Consider the following 17,004-nt stretch of genomic DNA (forward strand, 5'->3'; position numbering starts at 1 on the left):
CATCGCGGGGCGCAAACGACGACGCGCGGCAGGGTTGACCGGTGTTCCTAGTCGTCGATCTCCCCGACGGCGTAGTCCACGCCCTGCGCGTCGAGATAGGCGCGCAGGGCGGCCAGGCCGTGCCACGGGTCCGGGCGCAGGTGCTGGCATACATACAGGCCGCTGTCCGTCAGTCGGATGTCGCTCTCGGGCATGGCGCGATCGGGCGCGGTGCCGGGGGCGCGCGGCGTCTGTGGCAGCGCCTCGAGCAGCCGGGCGATGTGCTGGCGCTGGCCTGGCGCCAGGCTGGCCGTGATCCTGAATTCAAATCCCATGTTTTTCCTTGATCCGTATAGCGCAGCTGCGCCTGTTTTATATCATCGAAAAAATTGCATATAGCTTGGCATTCTTTCCGTTTTTCTTTTCAAAGCGGCTCCGCCATACTGCACAGCACTGGCCCGGCACGCAGAAGCTGTCGCAAGGGCAGGAGCAGAACCGCCGTACCGGAACACTTATTTTCATATTCAATTATTTTCACTAAGGAAAACATCATGCCTATCGCTACCGCCCAAGCCGCTCCAAAACTGCTGACCCCGAACGATCATACCCTGATCATGATCGACCACCAGTCGCAGATGGCGTTCGCCACGCGCTCGATCGACCTGGCCCTGCTGCGCAACAACGCGGCGCTGGTGGCCAAGGCGGCGGCGCAATTCAAGGTGCCGACGATTCTGACGACGGTGGCGGCCAAATCGTTCTCCGGCCCCATCTTCGACGAAATCCAGTCCGTCTTCCCCGAGCAGGCGCCGATCGACCGCACGAGCATGAACACCTGGGAAGACGCGCGCATCGCCGACCAGGTGAATGCCTACGGCAAGGGCAAGATCGTGCTGGCCGGCCTGTGGACCTCCGTCTGCATCGTCGGGCCAGCCCTGTCGGCGCTGGCGCAGGGCTTTGACGTGTACGTGATCGCCGACGCCAGCGGCGACGTCTCGGACGAAGCCCATGCGATGGCCATGCAGCGCATGCTGCAGGCGGGCGCGCAGCCGATGACGTCCGTGCAATACTTGCTGGAGCTGCAGCGCGACTGGGCCCGCGGCGAGACCTACAACGAGACGGTGGCGACGGCCGTGGCGCACGGCGGCGGCTATGGCCTGGGCTTGATCTACGCCAAATCCATGTTCAACGCCAGCGAAGGCCATTGATTTTTCACTGACTCCGGCTCCGCCGCCCGTCGGCGGGGCCGTGTTTTCATTTGATTCCGGAGTTCTCATGCACGCACACACGATCTTGCTCAATGGCCGTTTCCACACGGTCGACCGGACGCAGCCGCTGGCGTCCGCCGTCGCCATCGCCGATGGCAAATTCCTCGCCGTCGGCGACGTCGAAGACGTGATGCGCCATCGCGGTCCCGCCACGCGGCTGATCGACCTGGCTGGCCGCACGGTGATTCCCGGCCTGAACGACTCGCACCTGCACCTGATACGGGGCGGCTTGAACTACAACCTGGAACTGCGCTGGGAAGGCGTGCCCTCGCTGGCCGACGCCTTGCGCATGCTCAAGGAACAAGCCTTGCGCACGCCGAACCCGCAATGGGTGCGCGTCGTCGGCGGCTGGACCGAGTTCCAGTTCGCGGAAAAGCGCATGCCGACGCTTGATGAAATCAACGCGGCCGCGCCCGACACGCCCGTCTTCATCCTGCACCTGTACGACCGTGCCTTGTTGAACCGCGCCGCGCTGCGCGCCGTCGGCTACGACAAGCACACGCCGAACCCGCCCGGCGGCGAAATCGTGCGCGACGCGGCCGGCAACCCGACCGGCTTGCTGATCGCCCGGCCGAACGCCATGATTTTATATGCGACCCTGGCGAAAGGGCCGAAGCTGCCGCTGGAGCTGCAAGTGAACTCCACGCGCCAGTTCATGCGCGAATTGAACCGCCTGGGCGTCACCAGCGCCATCGACGCGGGCGGCGGCTTCCAGAATTATCCCGAGGATTACGCCGTCGTCGACGAGTTGGCGCAACAGGAGCAGTTGACGATACGTATCGCCTACAATCTGTTCACGCAAAACAAGGGCGCGGAATTGCAGGATTTCCAGAAGTGGACGGGCATGATCAAGCCCGGCGACGGTACGGATTACTATCGCCACAACGGCGCCGGCGAAATGCTGGTGTTTTCGGCCGCCGACTTCGAGGATTTCCTCGAGCCGCGCCCCGAGCTGGCGGCCGGCATGGAAGACGAGCTGGAAAAGGTCGTGCGCCACCTGGTCGAGCAGCGCTGGCCGTTCCGCCTGCACGCCACCTATGACGAATCGATCAGCCGCATGCTCGACGTGTTTGAAAAGGTCAACCGCGACACGCCGTTCGGCGGCTTGCACTGGCTGTTCGACCACGCGGAAACCATCAGCCCGCGCAATATCGACCGCGTGAAGGCGCTGGGCGGCGGCCTGGCCATCCAGCACCGCATGGCCTTCCAGGGCGAGTATTTCGTCGAGCGCTACGGCTTTGATGCGGCCAAGGCCACGCCGCCCGTGCAGCGCATGCTCGACGCGGGCGTGCCCGTGGGCGGCGGCACGGACGCGACCAGGGTCGCCAGCTACAACCCGTGGACGGCGCTGTACTGGCTCGTTTCCGGGCGCACCGTGGGCGGCCTGGCCCTGACGGATGCGGCGGGCAGGTTGTCGCGCGACACGGCGCTGGAACTGTGGACGGCGGGCAGCGCCTGGTTCTCGAGCGAGCAAGGCAAGAAGGGGCGCATCCGCGAGGGCATGCTGGCTGATCTGAGCGTGCTGTCGGCCGATTACTTTACGGTGCCGGAAGAGGCGATCAAGTCCATCGAATCCGTGCTGACCATGGTGGGCGGCAAGGTCGTCTATGGCCAGGGGGAATTCACGGCGCTGGCGCCGCCGCCGATTCCCGTGCTGCCCGAGTGGTCGCCCGTGCGCGCGGTGCCCGGTCATTACCGCCCGGTGGCCGGGCCGGCGCAAGCGATGCTGCCGCACCAGTGCGCGGGTGCCTGCGGCGTGCATGCGCATGCCCACGACCGGGCGCGCAAGTCGGCCGTGCCGGTGTCCGATTTTTCCGGTTTCTGGGGCGCGCTCGGTTGCAGCTGCTTCGCTTTCTGACAGAGGAGAGGGCCATGCGCTGCAAGAAAGTCATCCTCGGCCTGCTGCTGGCCTTTGCCGTGGGCTTCGTCTGCCAGCTGGCGCGCATTCCCGTGCCGGCGCCGCCCGTGCCGGGCGCCGCGCTGCTGGTGTTCCTGACCAGCTGCGGCTACTGGCTCACGGGGCTGTACCTTGAGCGCCGCGCGCGGCGGCACGGGGAGGCGCCATGAACGTCATGCTGGCGGGCGCCGTGCTGGGCATGCTGGTGGGGGCGGCATGCCGCTGGTTCGACCTGCCGTCGCCCACGCCGCCCACACCCACGGGCGCGGCGATGGTGGTGGCCATGACCCTGGGTTTCGTGGTGGCGGGACAGATCTGTCCCTGAATGCAAAAAAACCGGCCAGGGCCGGTTTTTTCGTGGGTGCCGCTCGCGCTGCACGTAGGTCGGCTTAGCGTAGCGTAATCCGACTAGCCTGCGCTATCAGGCGAAAGGCGTCAGCAGCGTGATCATCTGGCCAAAGATCTTCGGGCTGGCGGCGATGACGTCGCCCTTGTACAGGTACTCCGATTCGCCGGAAAATTCACCGACGATGCCGCCCGATTCCGTGATCATCAGGGCGCCGGCGGCGATATCCCAGGGCTTCAGGCCTTTTTCGTAGAAGCCGTCCAGGCGGCCGCAAGCGACGTAAGCGAGGTCCAGCGCGGCCGAGCCGGCGCGGCGCACGCCCTGGCTGCGTTCACCCATGATCGCGTACATCTTCAGGTATTCGTCCAGCGCGCGGGCGCTGCCGGCCACGTAGCCCGTGCCCAGCAGGGCGTTCGCGATGCGATCGAGCTTGGTGACGCGGATGCGTTTTTCGTTCAGGTAGGCGCCGGCGCCCTTGGTGGCCGTAAACAGGTCGTTGCGCACCGGGTCGTAGATGACGGCTTGCGTGACGACGCCGCGATGCGCGAGCGCGATCGAGATGCAGTATTGCGGGAAGCCGTGGATAAAGTTGGTGGTGCCGTCCAGCGGATCGATGATCCACTGATATTCATTCTCGTCGTGCGTGTTGGCGGAAGCGCCCGATTCCTCGGCCAGGAACGCGTGGTCCGGGTAGGCCTTGGACAGCACCTCGATGATGGCTTGTTCGGCCGCCTGGTCGACGTCGGTGACGAAATCGTTATGTTGTTTTTCCGTGACGACGACGCGGTCGAGGTCGAAAGAGGCGCGATTGATGACGGCGGCGCCGCGGCGGGCGGCTTTGATCGCCGTATTGAGCATTGGGTGCATGTGAGCTTCCGTTAAAAGCACGCGACCGCCCAGCGTCGCCTTTCGGCGCCGGTACGATGGAGTGCAAGAATGAATTAAAGAGCGGAGCGGTGCCGAAGTGGTTAAAATCCCGGCCTGGAGTCAGCGTTTTGTGGCTCCGTCTTCCGAAATTTCCTGTATCGATACCGCGCAATAGCGCTATTTTAAATGAATCTGCCCGAAATCAACACGTCTCTTTTCACACGCCTGCGATTTATTCTTGTCGAAACTAGTCGTCCTGGCAACATTGGCGGCGTCGCGCGCGCCATGAAAACGATGGGTTTTTCCGATCTGGTGCTGGTCAACCCCCGCTTTCCCGATGCCTTGACGGATGCGGAAGCGGTGGCCTTCGCCAGCGGCGCGCAGGATATTTTGTCCGGCGCGCGCATCGTCGGCTCCATCGCCGAGGCGCTCGAAGGCTGCAATTACGCGGCGGCCGTGTCGGCTAGATTGCGCGAATTCTCGCCGCCCGTCACGGCGCCGCGCGCCATCGCTGCCCAGCTGGCCGCCGGCACGGACTTGCACGCGGCCGTCATCTTCGGCAACGAGCGCTTCGGCCTGCCCAACGAGATCGTCGAGCAGTGCAATGTGCTGATCAACATCCCCGCCAATCCCGCGTACTCCTCGCTGAACCTGTCGCAGGCGGCGCAGGTCGTCGCCTATGAATGCCGCGTGGCGGCCCTCGGCGATGGGCAGCTCGCCAGTCCCGTCGGCTTCCATGGCGACGCGGCCAGCCTGGCGCAGGTCGACGGCATGTATGCGCACCTGGAACAGGCCCTGGTCGCCATCGATTTCCTCGACGCCGACAACCCGAAAAAGCTGATGCCGCGCTTGAAACGCCTGTTTTCGCGCACGGGGCTGGAAACGGAAGAAGTCAACATCCTGCGCGGCATCGCGCGGCACATCCTGGCGATGGCGAAAAAAGGCCCATGATAGAGACCCGGCTGCTGCGCCAGTTCATCGCCGTCGCCGAGGAGCTCAATTTCCGGCGCGCGGCCGAACGGCTGCACATGGCGCAGCCGCCGCTGTCGCAGGCGATTTTGCGGCTGGAAGAAGCGCTCGGCTATCCCGTCTTCGAGCGCACCAACCGCAAGGTCAGCCTGACGCCGGCCGGCAGCGCTTTCCTGGCCACGGCGCGCCAGGTGCTGGCCAGCCTGGAAGAGGGCGTGGCCGCCACGCGCCGCGTGGCGCAGGGCATCGAAGGCCATCTGCGCCTCAGCTTTATTCACATCACGCCGTATGCCCACGTATTGAATGCCTTGCGCGCCTTTCGCGCCGCCTCGCCGGCCGTGCAATTCACCTTGCGCGAAGCGTCGACGCAGGAACAGGTGGAATGGCTGGAAACGGGGCAGGTCGATATCGCCCTGCTGCGCACGCCGGGCCGCAGCACGCCGGGCTTGCGCTTCGAGCGCCTGTCGGGCGAGGACATCGTCGTTGCGCTGCCATTGGCGCACCGCTGTGCGGGCCAGGCGCGCGTGGACCTGGCGGACCTGGCCCTGGAAGATTTCGTCGCCTCGCCGCGCGACCTGGGCCAGGGTTTCCACGACCAGCTGGCCAGCCTGTGCCTGCATGCGGGCTTCGTGCCCCGCGTGGTGCAGCAGGCGCGCCGCCTGCAGACGGTGCTGGGCCTGGTGGCGGCCGGCTTCGGCGTGGCCCTGCTGCCGGCCAGCCTGGCCGCATCCCTGCCGTCCGGCGTCGCCATGCTGCCGCTGCACGGCGCTGCGCCCGCGCCGCTGCGCCAGCTCGACCTGTACATGGCGTGGGACCCGCGGCGCACGTCGCCCGTGCGCGAGCGGCTGCTGGCGCAGCTGCGGCGGTCCGCTGCCGAATGAGACCTTAAAAGTCTCGTTTCAAGATAAATAAGATATTTTACAGATGATGGCCCAGGGGCCAGCATGGCGCTTTGCCTTTACCGGAGCCGCCATGTTCCCAGCTTCTGCCTCTGCACGCGCCGCAGCTTCCCTGCCGCCCGCCATTTATCTGCTTTCCCTGTGCAGCTTCGCCTTTGGCTTGTCTGAATTCATCGCCGCCGGCCTGTTGACCTCCATGGCGCGCGACCTGCACGCCAGCGTGGCGGCGGCCGGCGGCGCCATCGCCGCGTATGCGCTGGGGGCGGCCATCGGCGCGCCCATCCTGACGGCCCTGCTGGCGCGCCAGTCCCCGCGCCGGGTGCTGGTGGCCACCATGCTCGTGCTGGCGGCCGGCAGCGTGGCCATGGCGGCGGCGCCGGCACTGGGCGCGCTGCTGGGCGTGCGCTTGGTCGTCGGTCTCGCGCATGGCGTGTTCATGGCCGTCGCCTCGCATGCGGCCACCAGCCTGGTCGACCCGTCCCGCGCGGGGCGGGCGCTGTCCATCGTCTGGCTGGGCCTGACCCTGGCGCTGGCCGGCGGCGTGCCGCTGGGAACGTGGCTGGGCGCCGTCTCGTCGTGGCGCTGGGTGTTTGCCGCCATCGGCGTGCTGGCCCTGGGCGGCGGCGCCGGTTTGCTGCTCGCCATGCCGGCCGCGCGCCAGCCGCTTGCCGCCGTATCGGCGCTGGCCAGCCTGCGCGCCATCCTGCTGCCGCCCCTGCTGCTGGCGGCCGGCGTGGCGGCGCTGGTCAGCGTGGCCACCTTCAGTTTTTTCACGTATATCTCTCCCTTCCTGCTGCAGCTGGGCGGACTCGATGCGCTCTGGCTGGGCGCCGCCATGCTGTGCTTTGGCGTATGCGCCATCGGCGGCAACCTGCTGGGCGGCTGGTGCGCGGACCGCCCCCACGCCCTGCGCTCGACCATGCTGGCCCTGGCCGCGCTGGCGCTCAACCTGCTGGGGTTTTATATATTGCGCACCCAGCCTTTCGCGCTGCTGGCCCTGTGCGGCACCCTGGGCTTGCTGTTCTTTGCCCTCGTCACCCTGTCCACCATGCGCCTCTTGCGCCTGGCGCAACGGCATTGCCCGGGCAGCGACGCGGTGGCGGCGGGCCTGAATATCGCCGCCTTCAATGCCGGCACGGCGGCCGGCGGCGCGCTGGGCGGCATGCTGATCGTCGCGTTTGGCTTGCCAGGCATCGCCATCGGCGGCGCGCTGGCGGCGCTGCTGGCCATGCTGCTGCTGTGGTGCCAGTCGCGCAAACTAGACGGCACGCTCTAGTTTTTGCGTTCAAACGCCCACTGCCTTTGGCGTACACTGGCCTGCAAAAGGTGGTGCAAAACAAGGGGACATGGGAATGCGACGCAGATCGTTTCTGAAACTGGGCGTGTTCGGCGCCGGTGCGCTGGCGGCCGGCGGCGCCGCCTACCGCGCCGTGCGCGGACCGGCGCCGCCAGGCCGTTTCGTGCTCGACGGCGAGGCGCGCGCGGCGCTGGCGGCCATCGTGCCGGCCATGCTGGGCGGCGCGCTGCCGCAGGAGCCCGGTGTACGGACCGCGGCGCTCGACGGCGCCATCGCCGGCGTGGACACGGCCATCCGTGGCTTGCCGCTGGCGGCGCAGCAGGAGGTGCAGGATATGTTCGGCTTGCTGGCGCTGGCGCCCGCGCGGCGCTTCGTCGCCGGCGTAAACGATGGCTGGCCCGGGGCCGACCCGGCCCAGGTGGCCGCCTTTTTGCAGTCGTGGCGCACGCACCGCCTGGCCACCCTGCAGACGGCCTACCTGGCCCTGCACGACCTGATCCTCGGCGCCTGGTATGCCGATGCCGCCCACTGGGCCGCCATCGGCTATCCGGGGCCGCTGCCCGAACTGAGCGCATAAGGCCGGCATGAGCACCTCTCCCATTCCCGACCCCGTCGCCATCGGCGTGGCCAGCGGCTGGAACGTCATCGACGCCAGCACCCTGGCCGCCGACCGCAGCTTCGAGGCCGATGTCGTCGTCATCGGCAGCGGCGCCGGCGGCGGCGTGACGGCGGAAATCCTCGCGCTGGCCGGTTTGACCGTCTTGATCGTCGAGGAGGGCGGCTTGAAGTCCTCGCGGGACTTCAAGATGCGCGAAGCGCAGGCCTATCCCGCCCTGTACCAGGAATCGGCCGCGCGCAAGACGCGCGACAAGGCCATCAATATTTTGCAGGGCCGCACCGTGGGCGGTTCGACCACCGTCAACTGGACCTCGAGCTTTCGCACGCCGCCCGGCACCCTCGACTACTGGCGCGGGCATTTCGGTTTGACTGCCTATTCGGTGGACGCCATGGCGCCGTGGTTCGCCATGATGGAAAAACGCCTGCACGTGAGCGACTGGGCCGCGCCGCCCAACGAAAACAACGATTTATTGCGCCGTGGCGCCGCGGCGCTGGGCATCCCCACGGCCGCCATCCGGCGCAATGTGAACGGTTGCTGGAACCTCGGCTATTGCGGCATGGGCTGTCCGACCAACGCCAAGCAATCGATGCTGGTGACGACGATACCTTCCGCGCTGGCGCTGGGGGCGGGCCTGCTCGTGCATGCGCGCGCCGAGCGCTTCAGCTTCAAGGGCGAGCGCGTCGACAGCCTGCAGGTGACGGCGCTGGACGCGGCCGGGCAAGCGCCCACGGGCGTGCGCCTGACGCTGCGCGCGAAACACTTCGTGCTGGCCGGCGGCGCCATCAACTCGCCGGCCCTGCTGCTGCGCTCGCAGGCGCCCGACCCGCACGGCTTGCTGGGCCGGCGCACCTTTTTGCATCCGACGGTGATTTCGGCGGGGCTGTTCCCGCAGCGCGTGGACGCCTATGCGGGCGCGCCGCAGACGATTTATTCCGACCATTTCCTGCATGCGGCCCCCATCGATGGTCCCATCGGCTACAAGCTCGAGGCGCCGCCCCTGCACCCGCTGCTGATGGCCACCACCATGGGCGGCTTCGGCGACGAGCACGCGCGCACCATGCGCGACTTCCCCCATGCGCACGCCTTGCTGGCGCTGCTGCGCGACGGCTTTCACCACGACTCGGCGGGCGGCAGCGTGTCCATCGACAGCTTCGGCGCGCCCGTGCTCGACTATCCGCTCACGCCCTTTATCTGGGATGGCGCGCGGCGCGCGCTGCTGTCGATGGCGGAAATCCAGTTCGCCGCCGGCGCGCAGAGCGTGTATCCCGTGCACGAGCTGGCCCGCCACTACACCAGCTGGGCGCAGGCGAAACAGGCCATCGGCGAGCTGCCGATGAAGGCGCTGCTGGCCAGGGTGGTGTCGGCCCACGTGATGGGCGGCTGCGCCATGTCGGACGATGCGCGCCTGGGCGTGACGGGGGCCGATGGCCGCTATCACGGCGTGCGTAACCTGTCCGTGCATGACGGCTCGCTGTTTCCCACTTCGCTGGGCGCCAATCCGCAGCTGAGCATCTACGCGCTGGCGGCGCGCCTGGCCAGCGGCCTGGCGCGGCAGCTGACGGGCCGGCCGGCGCCCGTGCCCATGCCGGCGTCCGCCGCATGATCGCGCGCATCCTCCGGTGGCTGATGCTGCTGCAGGTGCTGGCCGTGCTGGGGCTGGCGTACCTGGCCATGCACGCGTGGGGCGTCGGCCCGCCCGCCGCGGCCCTGCTGCTGGCGGCGACCATGCTGCTGGCCGTGCGCGCGCTCGTCGTGGCGCGCAATTTCTGGCAGAGCCGGCGCCTGGGCAGTGCCGTGCCGGCGCCATACCAGTTGGGCGTGCGGGGCGCCGCGCGCCTGTTCCTGGGCGAATTGCGCGCCACCTTGCGGGCCTCGTCCTGGGACATGCTGCGTCCGCGCCTGGCGCCGCTGGCCGCCACCGCGCCGCGCAAGGGCTTGCCGGTGCTGCTGATCCACGGCTATGTGTGCAACCGCGGCTACTGGGCGCCGCTGAGCCGGCAGCTGGCGCGGGCCGGCATCGCGCACGACGGCGTCGACCTGGAACCGATAGGCGCCGACATCGAGGATGTCGTGCCGCAGGTCGAGCAGGCCGTCGCCGAGCTGTGCGCCCGCACGGGCAGCAAGCGCGTCATCATCGTCGCGCACAGCATGGGCGGCCTGGTGGCGCGCGCCTGGCTGCGCCGCCATGGCGCGCAGCGCGTCGCGCGCATCATCACCCTCGGCACGCCGCACCACGGCACGGCGCTAGCCAACCTGGCGGCGGGGACGAATGCGCGGCAGATGAGCCGCATCGACGCTGCGCCCAGCGGCTGGCTGGCCCAGCTGGCCGCCAGCGAGACGCCGGAAACGCGCGCCCTGATCACCTCGATCTATTCGCACCACGACAATATCGTCGCGCCGCAGGCATCGGCACAGCTGCCCGGCGCGCGCAATATCGCCCTCGGCGGCATCGGCCACGTGGCCCTGGCCAGCGATGCGCGCGTGCTCGCTTCGCTGCTGGCGGAAATGACTATCATGGCCGAAGCCGCGGTCGTTTCTTCCGCGCCACATGCAGCTTGAGCACTGTTGTGTTTTGTCAGCATGGCAAGACTGTCTCTTTTGACTCTGCTGTTGCCTGTATTTAACAACTCAGGGGCCAGAAATTCCTGTTTTCCATTCGCCGCCTGTATTAAGCTAGGGGCAGGCAGCGGCTGCATGCGCGCGCTGCGCGGGCGAAATTCATGCGCGGTTTGGCGTCAATATGTTGTAGGATTGTCATGGCTGGTGCCGGCGGCGTACAGGCCTGGCGTGGCGGCGAAGCAGAACGCACACACGGCGATAGTCGTATGGCATCATGGGTTCATTATGTTTTTTTGGTGGGAGTGCTAATTGTCCGCACGTATCCTGATTATTGAAGATAACGCCACCAATATGGAATTGATGGTGTATCTGCTGCGTGCCTTCGGGTATACGCCGCTGGCCGCCTACGATGGCGAAGAGGGCGTGCGCATGGCGCGCAGCGAGGTGCCCGACCTGATCATCTGCGACGTGCACCTGCCCAAGCTCGATGGCTATGGCGTGGTGGCGGAGCTGAAAAAAGATCCCGTGCTGTGCAAGATCCCGGCCCTGGCCGTGACTGCGCTGGCCATGGTGGGCGACCGCGAACGCTTGCTCGAGGCGGGATTCAATGGCTATATCGGCAAGCCGATCGAGCCGGACCTGTTCGTGGCGGAACTCGAATCTTTTTTACCCGGGGCGCCGTCGACGCCCGTTAAAAACGACATAGCCACCATCCTGATCGTCGACGATCATGTGCTGAACCGCGAATTCCTCACCGCGCTGCTCGGTTACGGCGGCCATCGCCTGCTGGAAGCGGCGAACGGCGCCGAAGGCCTGGAAATCATGCGCACCGAACGGCCTGACCTGATCGTCTCCGATATCCTGATGCCGAACATGGACGGCTACGAATTCGTCACGCGCGTGCATGAAAACCCCGCGCTGGCCGACGTGCCCATCATCTTTTATACCGCCACCTACCGCGAGCAGGAAGCGATCCTGCTGGCGCAGGCCTGCGGCGTGCGCTGGGTGCTGCCCAAGCCGTCCGACCCCGACGTCATCGTGCGCACGGTGAACGAGGCGCTGGGACTGATGCCGCCCTCGGCCCAGATGCCGGGCCGGCTCGATGGCGCGCGCGGGCCGACGGACGGCAAGCTGGCCGGCATCGATCATCAGGTCAGCGGCTACCTGGACGAGCTTGAATCATCGAGCCAGAAGATCTCGCAACTGGCCGTGCAGGGCGATGGCCAGACTGCCGTGCCGGAAAACCTGGCGATCATGACGGAGCGCCTGTCGCGGTCCCTGTCCAGCCTGCAGGCGGTGAGCCTGCGCCTGACGGCCCTGATCGAACTGGGCATCGAGCTGGGCGCCGAGCGCGACCCGCGCGCGCTGATCGAAGCGGGCTGCAAGGTGGCGCAAAACATCTGCGTGTCCAAATACGCGTGCATCGGCGTGCTGGAAGAGGGCGCCGACAAACTCAGTTACTTTTCGTCCTGCGGTTCCGAGAAAAACCTGGAACAGATCGCCAGCTCGCCGCGCATGGGCATCCTGAACCGCCTGCTGGAGCAGCGCCAGCCGTATCGCGTCAACGGCCTGGCGGGCGATCCTGGCGCGCTGGGCTTGCCCGGCAACCATCCGCCCGTGCATTCCTTCCTGGGCGTGGCCATCGCGTCGCGCGAACGCAGCCACGGCTGGCTGTACCTGGTCGACAAGCTGGGCGCGAACGAGTTTTCCGAAGTCGACGAGCGCGTGGCCGCCACGGTGGCGGCGCAAATTGCCGTCGCCTACGACAATTTGCTGCTGTACGACGAGATCAAGCGCCACCACGAACAGCTGACCCTGGACATGGCGGCGCGCATCCGCCTCGATGAAGACTTGCGCCGCTTCCGCCTGGCGATGGACGCCACGGCCGACGCCATCTTCCTGATCGACCGCGCCGGCATGTGCTTCGTCGACGTCAACCAGACGGCATGCCGTATGCTGGGCTTCGAGCGCGAGGATTTCCTCAAGGTGGGGCCGGGCCGCTCGCACGAGGGCGAGGTGCAGCTGGAGGAGCTGTACAACAAGCTGCTGGCCGGCGACCAGGGCGGCCCGATGGCCGAATTGCAGCTGCAGCGCAGGGATGGCTCGCCGCTGGCCGTGGAAGTGCAGCGGCGCACCCTGCGCTCGGGCCAGAGCTGGATACTGGTGGCCGTGGCGCGCGACATCACCGAGCGCAAGGACGCCGAGCAGCGCCTGATGAAGCTCGCGCATTTCGACACCCTGACCGGCTTGCCGAACCGCAGCCAGTTCTATGCCTCGCTCACGCATTCGCTGGCCCAGGCTGCCGAGCACCAGTGGGCCGTGGCCGTGCTGTTCCTCGACGTGGACCGCTTCAAGAATATCAACGATACCCTCGGCCACACCATCGGCGACGAGCTGCTGCGCCAGTTCTCCAGCCGCCTGGTCGACTGCCTGCGCGTGCGCGATACCATCGGCCGCTTTGGCGGCGATGAATTCGCCGCCGTCCTGATCCTGCCCGATGGCGCCCAGCATTCCGTGGGCGTGGTCGACAAGATCCGCGAAGCGATGCGCAAGCCCTTCGACCTGCAGGGCCACGAAGTGACGGTCACCGTCAGCATCGGCATTTCCGTGTTCCCGGACGACGGCAGCGATGCCGATATCCTGATCCAGTACGCCGACACGGCCATGTACCGTGCCAAGGAAGCGGGCCGCGATGCCTTCCGTTTCTTCACGGCGGAAATGAATGCGCAGTCGATGGCCCGGCTGGACATGGAAAACGCCCTGCGGCGCGCCATCGACAACGAAGAATTCGTGCTGTTCTTCCAGCCCAAGGTCAACATCGTGTCGGGCCGCATCAGCGGCGCCGAAGCGCTGATACGCTGGCGCCGCCCGGGGCATGGCATGGTCTCGCCGGCGCTGTTCATCCCCCTGCTCGAAGAGACGGGCCTGATCGTGCGGGTCGGTAACTGGGTGCTCGACGAGGCATGCAAGAAGATCAGCGAGTGGGGCGCCAGCAGCATCGGTCCCGTGCACCTGTCGGTGAACGTGTCGGGCATCCAGTTCTTCGTCGGCGGACTGGAAGAAGAGGTGCTCAAGGCCATCCGCAAATACGATATCGCGCCGGACCTGCTGGAGCTGGAGTTGACGGAAAGCTCGCTGATGTCGAATGCCGAGGAAACCATCACGGTGCTGCGCAACCTGAAGGCGCTGGGCATCCAGATTTCCATCGACGATTTCGGCACCGGCTATTCCAGCCTGGCCTACCTGAAGCGCTTCCCCATCGACAAGCTGAAGATCGACATCGCCTTCGTGCGCGAAGTGACCAGCAATCCGGACGACGCGGCCATCGTGCTGGCCATCATCAGCATGGCGCACAGCATGAAGCTGCAGGTGATCGCCGAAGGCGTGGAAAGCGATGCGCAGCTGGCCTACCTGCGCCGTCACGGCTGCGATGAAATGCAGGGCTATTATTTCAGCCGTCCCGTGCCGCAGGAGGAATTCGAGCAGATGCTCATGGGAGGCAAGCTGCTGCAGGCGCCGCAGGATGCGGGCAGCGACGAGCAGCAAACCCTGCTGATCGTCGACGACGATGTCTTCATGCTCGACGTGCTCAGCGACTTCCTGGCGCAGGATGGCTACCGCATCCTGACGGCGCAGACGGCGGCCGAGGGCTTCGACCTGCTGGCGCGCCACAAGGTCCAGGTCATCCTGTGCGACCAGTGCATGCCGCTCATGAGCGGCACGGAATTCATGGAGCGCGTCAAGCATCTGTGCCCCGATACCTTCCGCATCATGCTGTCGGCCTTTGCCGACCTCACGCCCATCATGGCGGCCATCAACCGGGGCGCCGTCGACCGCTTCTACACCAAGCCGTGGAAGGGGGCCGTCCTGCGCGAAAATATCCGCGAGGGCTTCCGCCTGCATGGATTGCTGCACGGCACGGTCAAGGCGGCGGCCTGAGCGCGCGCAGCGTGCCGTGTGTGCGCTGCCGCACGCTGCCGCCTGTTTAGAAGCGCATCTCTATCGAATTAGACGCCTGTCTCTAGTTTTGCTCACTAGAATAAAATCATCCATGAACTGGCATGGCCTTGCATATGACGGGAGCTGACGATGGTGAAGAAATTGAAGGAACTGGCGGAAGACAAGGAGTTGGCCAGCGCGGTGCGCAGTTCGGCGCAGCAGATCTGGCAGGCCGGCCTGGGCGCTTTCGCCAAAGCACAGGAAGAGGGCGGCCGCGTGTTTTCCAGGCTGGTCAAGGAAGGCACGGAATTTCAAAAGCGCGCCGAAGACAAGGTGTCCGACGTGAGCGAGGGCGTGGGCAAGCTGGCCGATGGCGTCGGCAAGCAGGCCAGCGGCTCCTGGGACAAGCTCGAGCAGGTGTTTGAAGAGCGCGTGGCGCGCGCGCTGGCCACCATCGGCGTGCCCACGCATCTGGAGATCGCCTCGCTGCACGAGAGAATCGATGCCTTGAGCGCGCAGGTGGCGGCACTGTCGGGCAAGGCCACGGCCAAGCCTGTCGCGAAGGCAGCGGCCAAGCCCGCCGCCAAGCCCGTGGCCAAACGGGCCGTCAAGGCCGTCAAGGCCGCCGAGGCAGCGCCCGCCAAGCCGGCGGCAAAGAAAAAAGCGCCTCCCAAGGCCGCTGTCGCCAAGCGCGCCTAGCCAGCCGCCTGGCCTGGTACGCCATCAAGGCAAGCCTGCCCGCGCAGGCTTTTTTTTCGCCCCCGCCTTTTCGCCGGCGCCCACGGGCGTCGGTGTTTCGCCAGGGCTATTTTAGGTGGTATGCTTGAGGCAGAACACAGAGAGATTGCCCGCCATGCTACAAAAAGCACCACGCCGTACCCGCGAACGCATCCTGGAGTTGTCGCTACGCCTGTTCAATGAATTTGGTGAACCGAATATCACGACCACCGTGATTGCAGAAGAGATGAATATCTCACCGGGAAACCTGTACTACCACTTCCGCAACAAGGACGATATCGTCAATTCGATCTTCGTCCAGTTCGAGGCCGAGATCGAACGCATCCTGACCGTGCCTGACGGCCGCCGCTCGAATATCGAGGACGTGTGGCTGTACCTGCACCTGATGTTCGAACTGATCTGGCGCTACCGTTTCTTTTACCGCGACCTCAACGATTTGCTGTCGCGCAACCGCAAGCTGGAGCTGCACTTCAAGCTGATCCTGGCGCACAAGATCAAGGTGGCCACGCAGCTGTGCGAAGACTTGCGCAGCGAGCAGTCGCTGGAGGCGTCGGACATGGAAATCGGCGCGATGGCCACCAACATGGTGGTCGTTGCCACCTACTGGCTGTCGTACGAGTACGTGCGCAACCCGCGCAAGTACAGCGAGCAGCAATCGATGTCCGATGCGCTGGCGCGCGGCTGCTACCAGGTGCTGTCGCTGATCGGGCCGTATCTGCGCAATGAAACGCATCTGTTGTTCCGCAAATTGTCGGAAGAGTATGTGACCAAACTAAACAGCGACTGAGGGCCGTGCACGGCGCGCGGGCGCGGCCGTGGACGGTGTGCAGGACGTTCGATAACAGGAGACTCGGCATGGCTTGGAAACAATTTCCCTATCCTGAACTGGCATACGTGCATACGCCGCAAAGCCTGGAGGCGGCCTGGCCCCGCCTGCATGCGGGCGATGTCGAACCGTTTCCCAAGTCCGCTGCGCTGGTGCAGGCCTGGCTGGCCTACCATGCGGGCGACTTCGAGCGCGCGGCGAAACTGGGCCTGGCCGTCGGCGTGCCCGGCTATGCGGTGGCGCACAAGGCCACCTGCATCCATGCCACGCACCTGGAAGTGAGCGAGAGCCAGAAACTGGCCATGTACGAGGAAGTGGCCGAGCGCTGCGAGCGCCAGCAGAATGAGCAGCCGGACAATCCCGCCGGGTATTATTGGCATGCTTACAGCCTGGGCCGTTTTGCGCTGGGCATTTCCGTCGTCAAGGCCCTGGCGCAAGGCATGGGCGCGCGCGTGCGTAACAGCCTGGACCGCACCATGACCCTGGCGCCCATGCATGCCGAAGCGCATATCGCCTTCGGTATTTATCATACGGAAATTATCGACAAGGTCGGCGCCATGATCGGCAGCCTGACCTACGGCGCCAACAAGGACGATGGCTACCAGCACTTCAAGACGGCGCTGGCGCTGACGCCGTATTCGGCGCTGGCCCACAGCGAGTATGCGCGCGCCTTGAATATGCTTGATGGGAAGAAAAAACTGGCGGAAGCGATCGCCTTGTATGAACAGGCCGCCGATTGCGTGGCGGCCGATGCCAAGGAGCGTCTCGAGGTCGAGGCAGCAATTGATGAATTGAAAGAGTAAA

General features: G+C 65.9%; 16 protein-coding genes. 14 read left to right on the plus strand and 2 right to left on the minus strand.

The features are described 5' to 3' along the window. Nucleotides 1–47: 47 nt before the first annotated feature. Complete coding sequence (locus AC3RCJ_RS10060) at nucleotides 48–314, minus strand: hypothetical protein (RefSeq protein ID WP_492965078.1); 267 nt, start codon at nucleotides 312–314, stop codon at nucleotides 48–50. A gap of 216 nt (nucleotides 315–530) precedes the next feature. Between AC3RCJ_RS10060 and AC3RCJ_RS10065 the strand changes: the two genes are divergently transcribed. The 4 genes from AC3RCJ_RS10065 (at nucleotide 531) to AC3RCJ_RS10080 (ending at nucleotide 3,466) form a co-directional block, all read left to right on the plus strand. After that, nucleotides 531–1,184 carry a hydrolase gene (locus AC3RCJ_RS10065; RefSeq protein WP_492965077.1) on the plus strand — a complete coding sequence of 218 codons (654 nt, stop codon included), beginning with the start codon at nucleotides 531–533 and terminating at the stop codon, nucleotides 1,182–1,184. Between the two features lie 67 nt (nucleotides 1,185–1,251). After that, entirely contained in the window at nucleotides 1,252–3,102 is a 1,851-nt protein-coding gene (locus tag AC3RCJ_RS10070; RefSeq protein ID WP_492965076.1) for an amidohydrolase, read from the plus strand. A 14-nt stretch (nucleotides 3,103–3,116) separates the two neighbouring features. Further along, complete coding sequence (locus AC3RCJ_RS10075) at nucleotides 3,117–3,311, plus strand: XapX domain-containing protein (RefSeq protein ID WP_492965075.1); 195 nt, start codon at nucleotides 3,117–3,119, stop codon at nucleotides 3,309–3,311. Then, nucleotides 3,308–3,466, plus strand: coding sequence for a XapX domain-containing protein (locus AC3RCJ_RS10080; RefSeq protein WP_492965074.1), 159 nt, complete (start codon nucleotides 3,308–3,310; stop codon nucleotides 3,464–3,466). Before AC3RCJ_RS10075 ends, AC3RCJ_RS10080 begins: the two co-directional genes overlap by 4 nt. 96 nt (nucleotides 3,467–3,562) lie before the next feature. Here AC3RCJ_RS10080 and AC3RCJ_RS10085 read toward each other — a convergent pair whose 3' ends face one another. Further along, nucleotides 3,563–4,345 carry an inositol monophosphatase family protein gene (locus AC3RCJ_RS10085; RefSeq protein ID WP_492965083.1) on the minus strand — a complete coding sequence of 261 codons (783 nt, stop codon included), beginning with the start codon at nucleotides 4,343–4,345 and terminating at the stop codon, nucleotides 3,563–3,565. 195 nt (nucleotides 4,346–4,540) lie between these two features. On the opposite strand from AC3RCJ_RS10085, the gene AC3RCJ_RS10090 reads away from it, so the two are divergent. The 10 genes from AC3RCJ_RS10090 to AC3RCJ_RS10135 all read left to right on the plus strand — a co-directional run bounded on the left by AC3RCJ_RS10090 (nucleotide 4,541) and on the right by AC3RCJ_RS10135 (nucleotide 17,003). Next, nucleotides 4,541–5,305: an RNA methyltransferase gene (locus AC3RCJ_RS10090; protein ID WP_492965073.1), complete on the plus strand. Its 765-nt coding sequence runs from the start codon at nucleotides 4,541–4,543 to the stop codon at nucleotides 5,303–5,305. After that, nucleotides 5,302–6,204, plus strand: a complete 903-nt coding sequence (locus AC3RCJ_RS10095) for a LysR substrate-binding domain-containing protein (RefSeq protein WP_492965072.1) — start codon at nucleotides 5,302–5,304, stop codon at nucleotides 6,202–6,204. The genes AC3RCJ_RS10090 and AC3RCJ_RS10095 overlap by 4 nt, the downstream gene beginning before the upstream one ends. A gap of 91 nt (nucleotides 6,205–6,295) precedes the next feature. Next, nucleotides 6,296–7,498 (plus strand): MFS transporter, encoded by a 1,203-nt coding sequence (locus AC3RCJ_RS10100; protein ID WP_492965071.1) that lies wholly within the window; start codon nucleotides 6,296–6,298, stop codon nucleotides 7,496–7,498. 70 nt (nucleotides 7,499–7,568) lie between these two features. Next, nucleotides 7,569–8,096: a hypothetical protein gene (locus AC3RCJ_RS10105; protein ID WP_492965462.1), complete on the plus strand. Its 528-nt coding sequence runs from the start codon at nucleotides 7,569–7,571 to the stop codon at nucleotides 8,094–8,096. A 7-nt stretch (nucleotides 8,097–8,103) separates the two neighbouring features. After that, the gene (locus AC3RCJ_RS10110; RefSeq protein ID WP_492963346.1) at nucleotides 8,104–9,741 is read left to right on the plus strand and encodes a GMC family oxidoreductase; all 1,638 of its coding nucleotides are present in this window, start codon (nucleotides 8,104–8,106) and stop codon (nucleotides 9,739–9,741) included. Continuing rightward, nucleotides 9,738–10,697 carry an alpha/beta fold hydrolase gene (locus AC3RCJ_RS10115; RefSeq protein WP_492963344.1) on the plus strand — a complete coding sequence of 320 codons (960 nt, stop codon included), beginning with the start codon at nucleotides 9,738–9,740 and terminating at the stop codon, nucleotides 10,695–10,697. Before AC3RCJ_RS10110 ends, AC3RCJ_RS10115 begins: the two co-directional genes overlap by 4 nt. A 309-nt stretch (nucleotides 10,698–11,006) precedes the next feature. Beyond that, the gene (locus AC3RCJ_RS10120; protein ID WP_492963342.1) at nucleotides 11,007–14,636 is read left to right on the plus strand and encodes an EAL domain-containing protein; all 3,630 of its coding nucleotides are present in this window, start codon (nucleotides 11,007–11,009) and stop codon (nucleotides 14,634–14,636) included. 150 nt (nucleotides 14,637–14,786) lie between these two features. Beyond that, nucleotides 14,787–15,335, plus strand: coding sequence for a phasin family protein (locus tag AC3RCJ_RS10125; RefSeq protein WP_492963340.1), 549 nt, complete (start codon nucleotides 14,787–14,789; stop codon nucleotides 15,333–15,335). A 154-nt stretch (nucleotides 15,336–15,489) separates the two neighbouring features. Next, entirely contained in the window at nucleotides 15,490–16,161 is a 672-nt protein-coding gene (locus tag AC3RCJ_RS10130) for a TetR/AcrR family transcriptional regulator (RefSeq protein ID WP_492963338.1), read from the plus strand. Between the two features lie 68 nt (nucleotides 16,162–16,229). Beyond that, nucleotides 16,230–17,003, plus strand: coding sequence for a hypothetical protein (locus AC3RCJ_RS10135; protein ID WP_492963336.1), 774 nt, complete (start codon nucleotides 16,230–16,232; stop codon nucleotides 17,001–17,003). Nucleotide 17,004 lies beyond the last annotated feature (1 nt).

The sequence above is a fragment of the Janthinobacterium sp. GW822-FHT07H11 genome (assembly GCF_058798615.1).

Excerpts from the sequence above, each read along its gene's own strand:
- AC3RCJ_RS10060 (WP_492965078.1), bottom strand. The coding sequence starts at position 314 with ATGGGATTTGAATTCAGGATCACGGCCAGCCTGGCGCCAGGCCAGCGC.
- AC3RCJ_RS10065 (WP_492965077.1), top strand. The coding sequence starts at position 531 with ATGCCTATCGCTACCGCCCAAGCCGCTCCAAAACTGCTGACCCCGAAC.
- AC3RCJ_RS10070 (WP_492965076.1), top strand. The coding sequence starts at position 1,252 with ATGCACGCACACACGATCTTGCTCAATGGCCGTTTCCACACGGTCGAC.
- AC3RCJ_RS10075 (WP_492965075.1), top strand. The coding sequence starts at position 3,117 with ATGCGCTGCAAGAAAGTCATCCTCGGCCTGCTGCTGGCCTTTGCCGTG.
- AC3RCJ_RS10080 (WP_492965074.1), top strand. The coding sequence starts at position 3,308 with ATGAACGTCATGCTGGCGGGCGCCGTGCTGGGCATGCTGGTGGGGGCG.
- AC3RCJ_RS10085 (WP_492965083.1), bottom strand. The coding sequence starts at position 4,345 with ATGCTCAATACGGCGATCAAAGCCGCCCGCCGCGGCGCCGCCGTCATC.
- AC3RCJ_RS10090 (WP_492965073.1), top strand. The coding sequence starts at position 4,541 with ATGAATCTGCCCGAAATCAACACGTCTCTTTTCACACGCCTGCGATTT.
- AC3RCJ_RS10095 (WP_492965072.1), top strand. The coding sequence starts at position 5,302 with ATGATAGAGACCCGGCTGCTGCGCCAGTTCATCGCCGTCGCCGAGGAG.
- AC3RCJ_RS10100 (WP_492965071.1), top strand. The coding sequence starts at position 6,296 with ATGTTCCCAGCTTCTGCCTCTGCACGCGCCGCAGCTTCCCTGCCGCCC.
- AC3RCJ_RS10105 (WP_492965462.1), top strand. The coding sequence starts at position 7,569 with ATGGGAATGCGACGCAGATCGTTTCTGAAACTGGGCGTGTTCGGCGCC.
- AC3RCJ_RS10110 (WP_492963346.1), top strand. The coding sequence starts at position 8,104 with ATGAGCACCTCTCCCATTCCCGACCCCGTCGCCATCGGCGTGGCCAGC.
- AC3RCJ_RS10115 (WP_492963344.1), top strand. The coding sequence starts at position 9,738 with ATGATCGCGCGCATCCTCCGGTGGCTGATGCTGCTGCAGGTGCTGGCC.
- AC3RCJ_RS10125 (WP_492963340.1), top strand. The coding sequence starts at position 14,787 with ATGGTGAAGAAATTGAAGGAACTGGCGGAAGACAAGGAGTTGGCCAGC.
- AC3RCJ_RS10130 (WP_492963338.1), top strand. The coding sequence starts at position 15,490 with ATGCTACAAAAAGCACCACGCCGTACCCGCGAACGCATCCTGGAGTTG.
- AC3RCJ_RS10135 (WP_492963336.1), top strand. The coding sequence starts at position 16,230 with ATGGCTTGGAAACAATTTCCCTATCCTGAACTGGCATACGTGCATACG.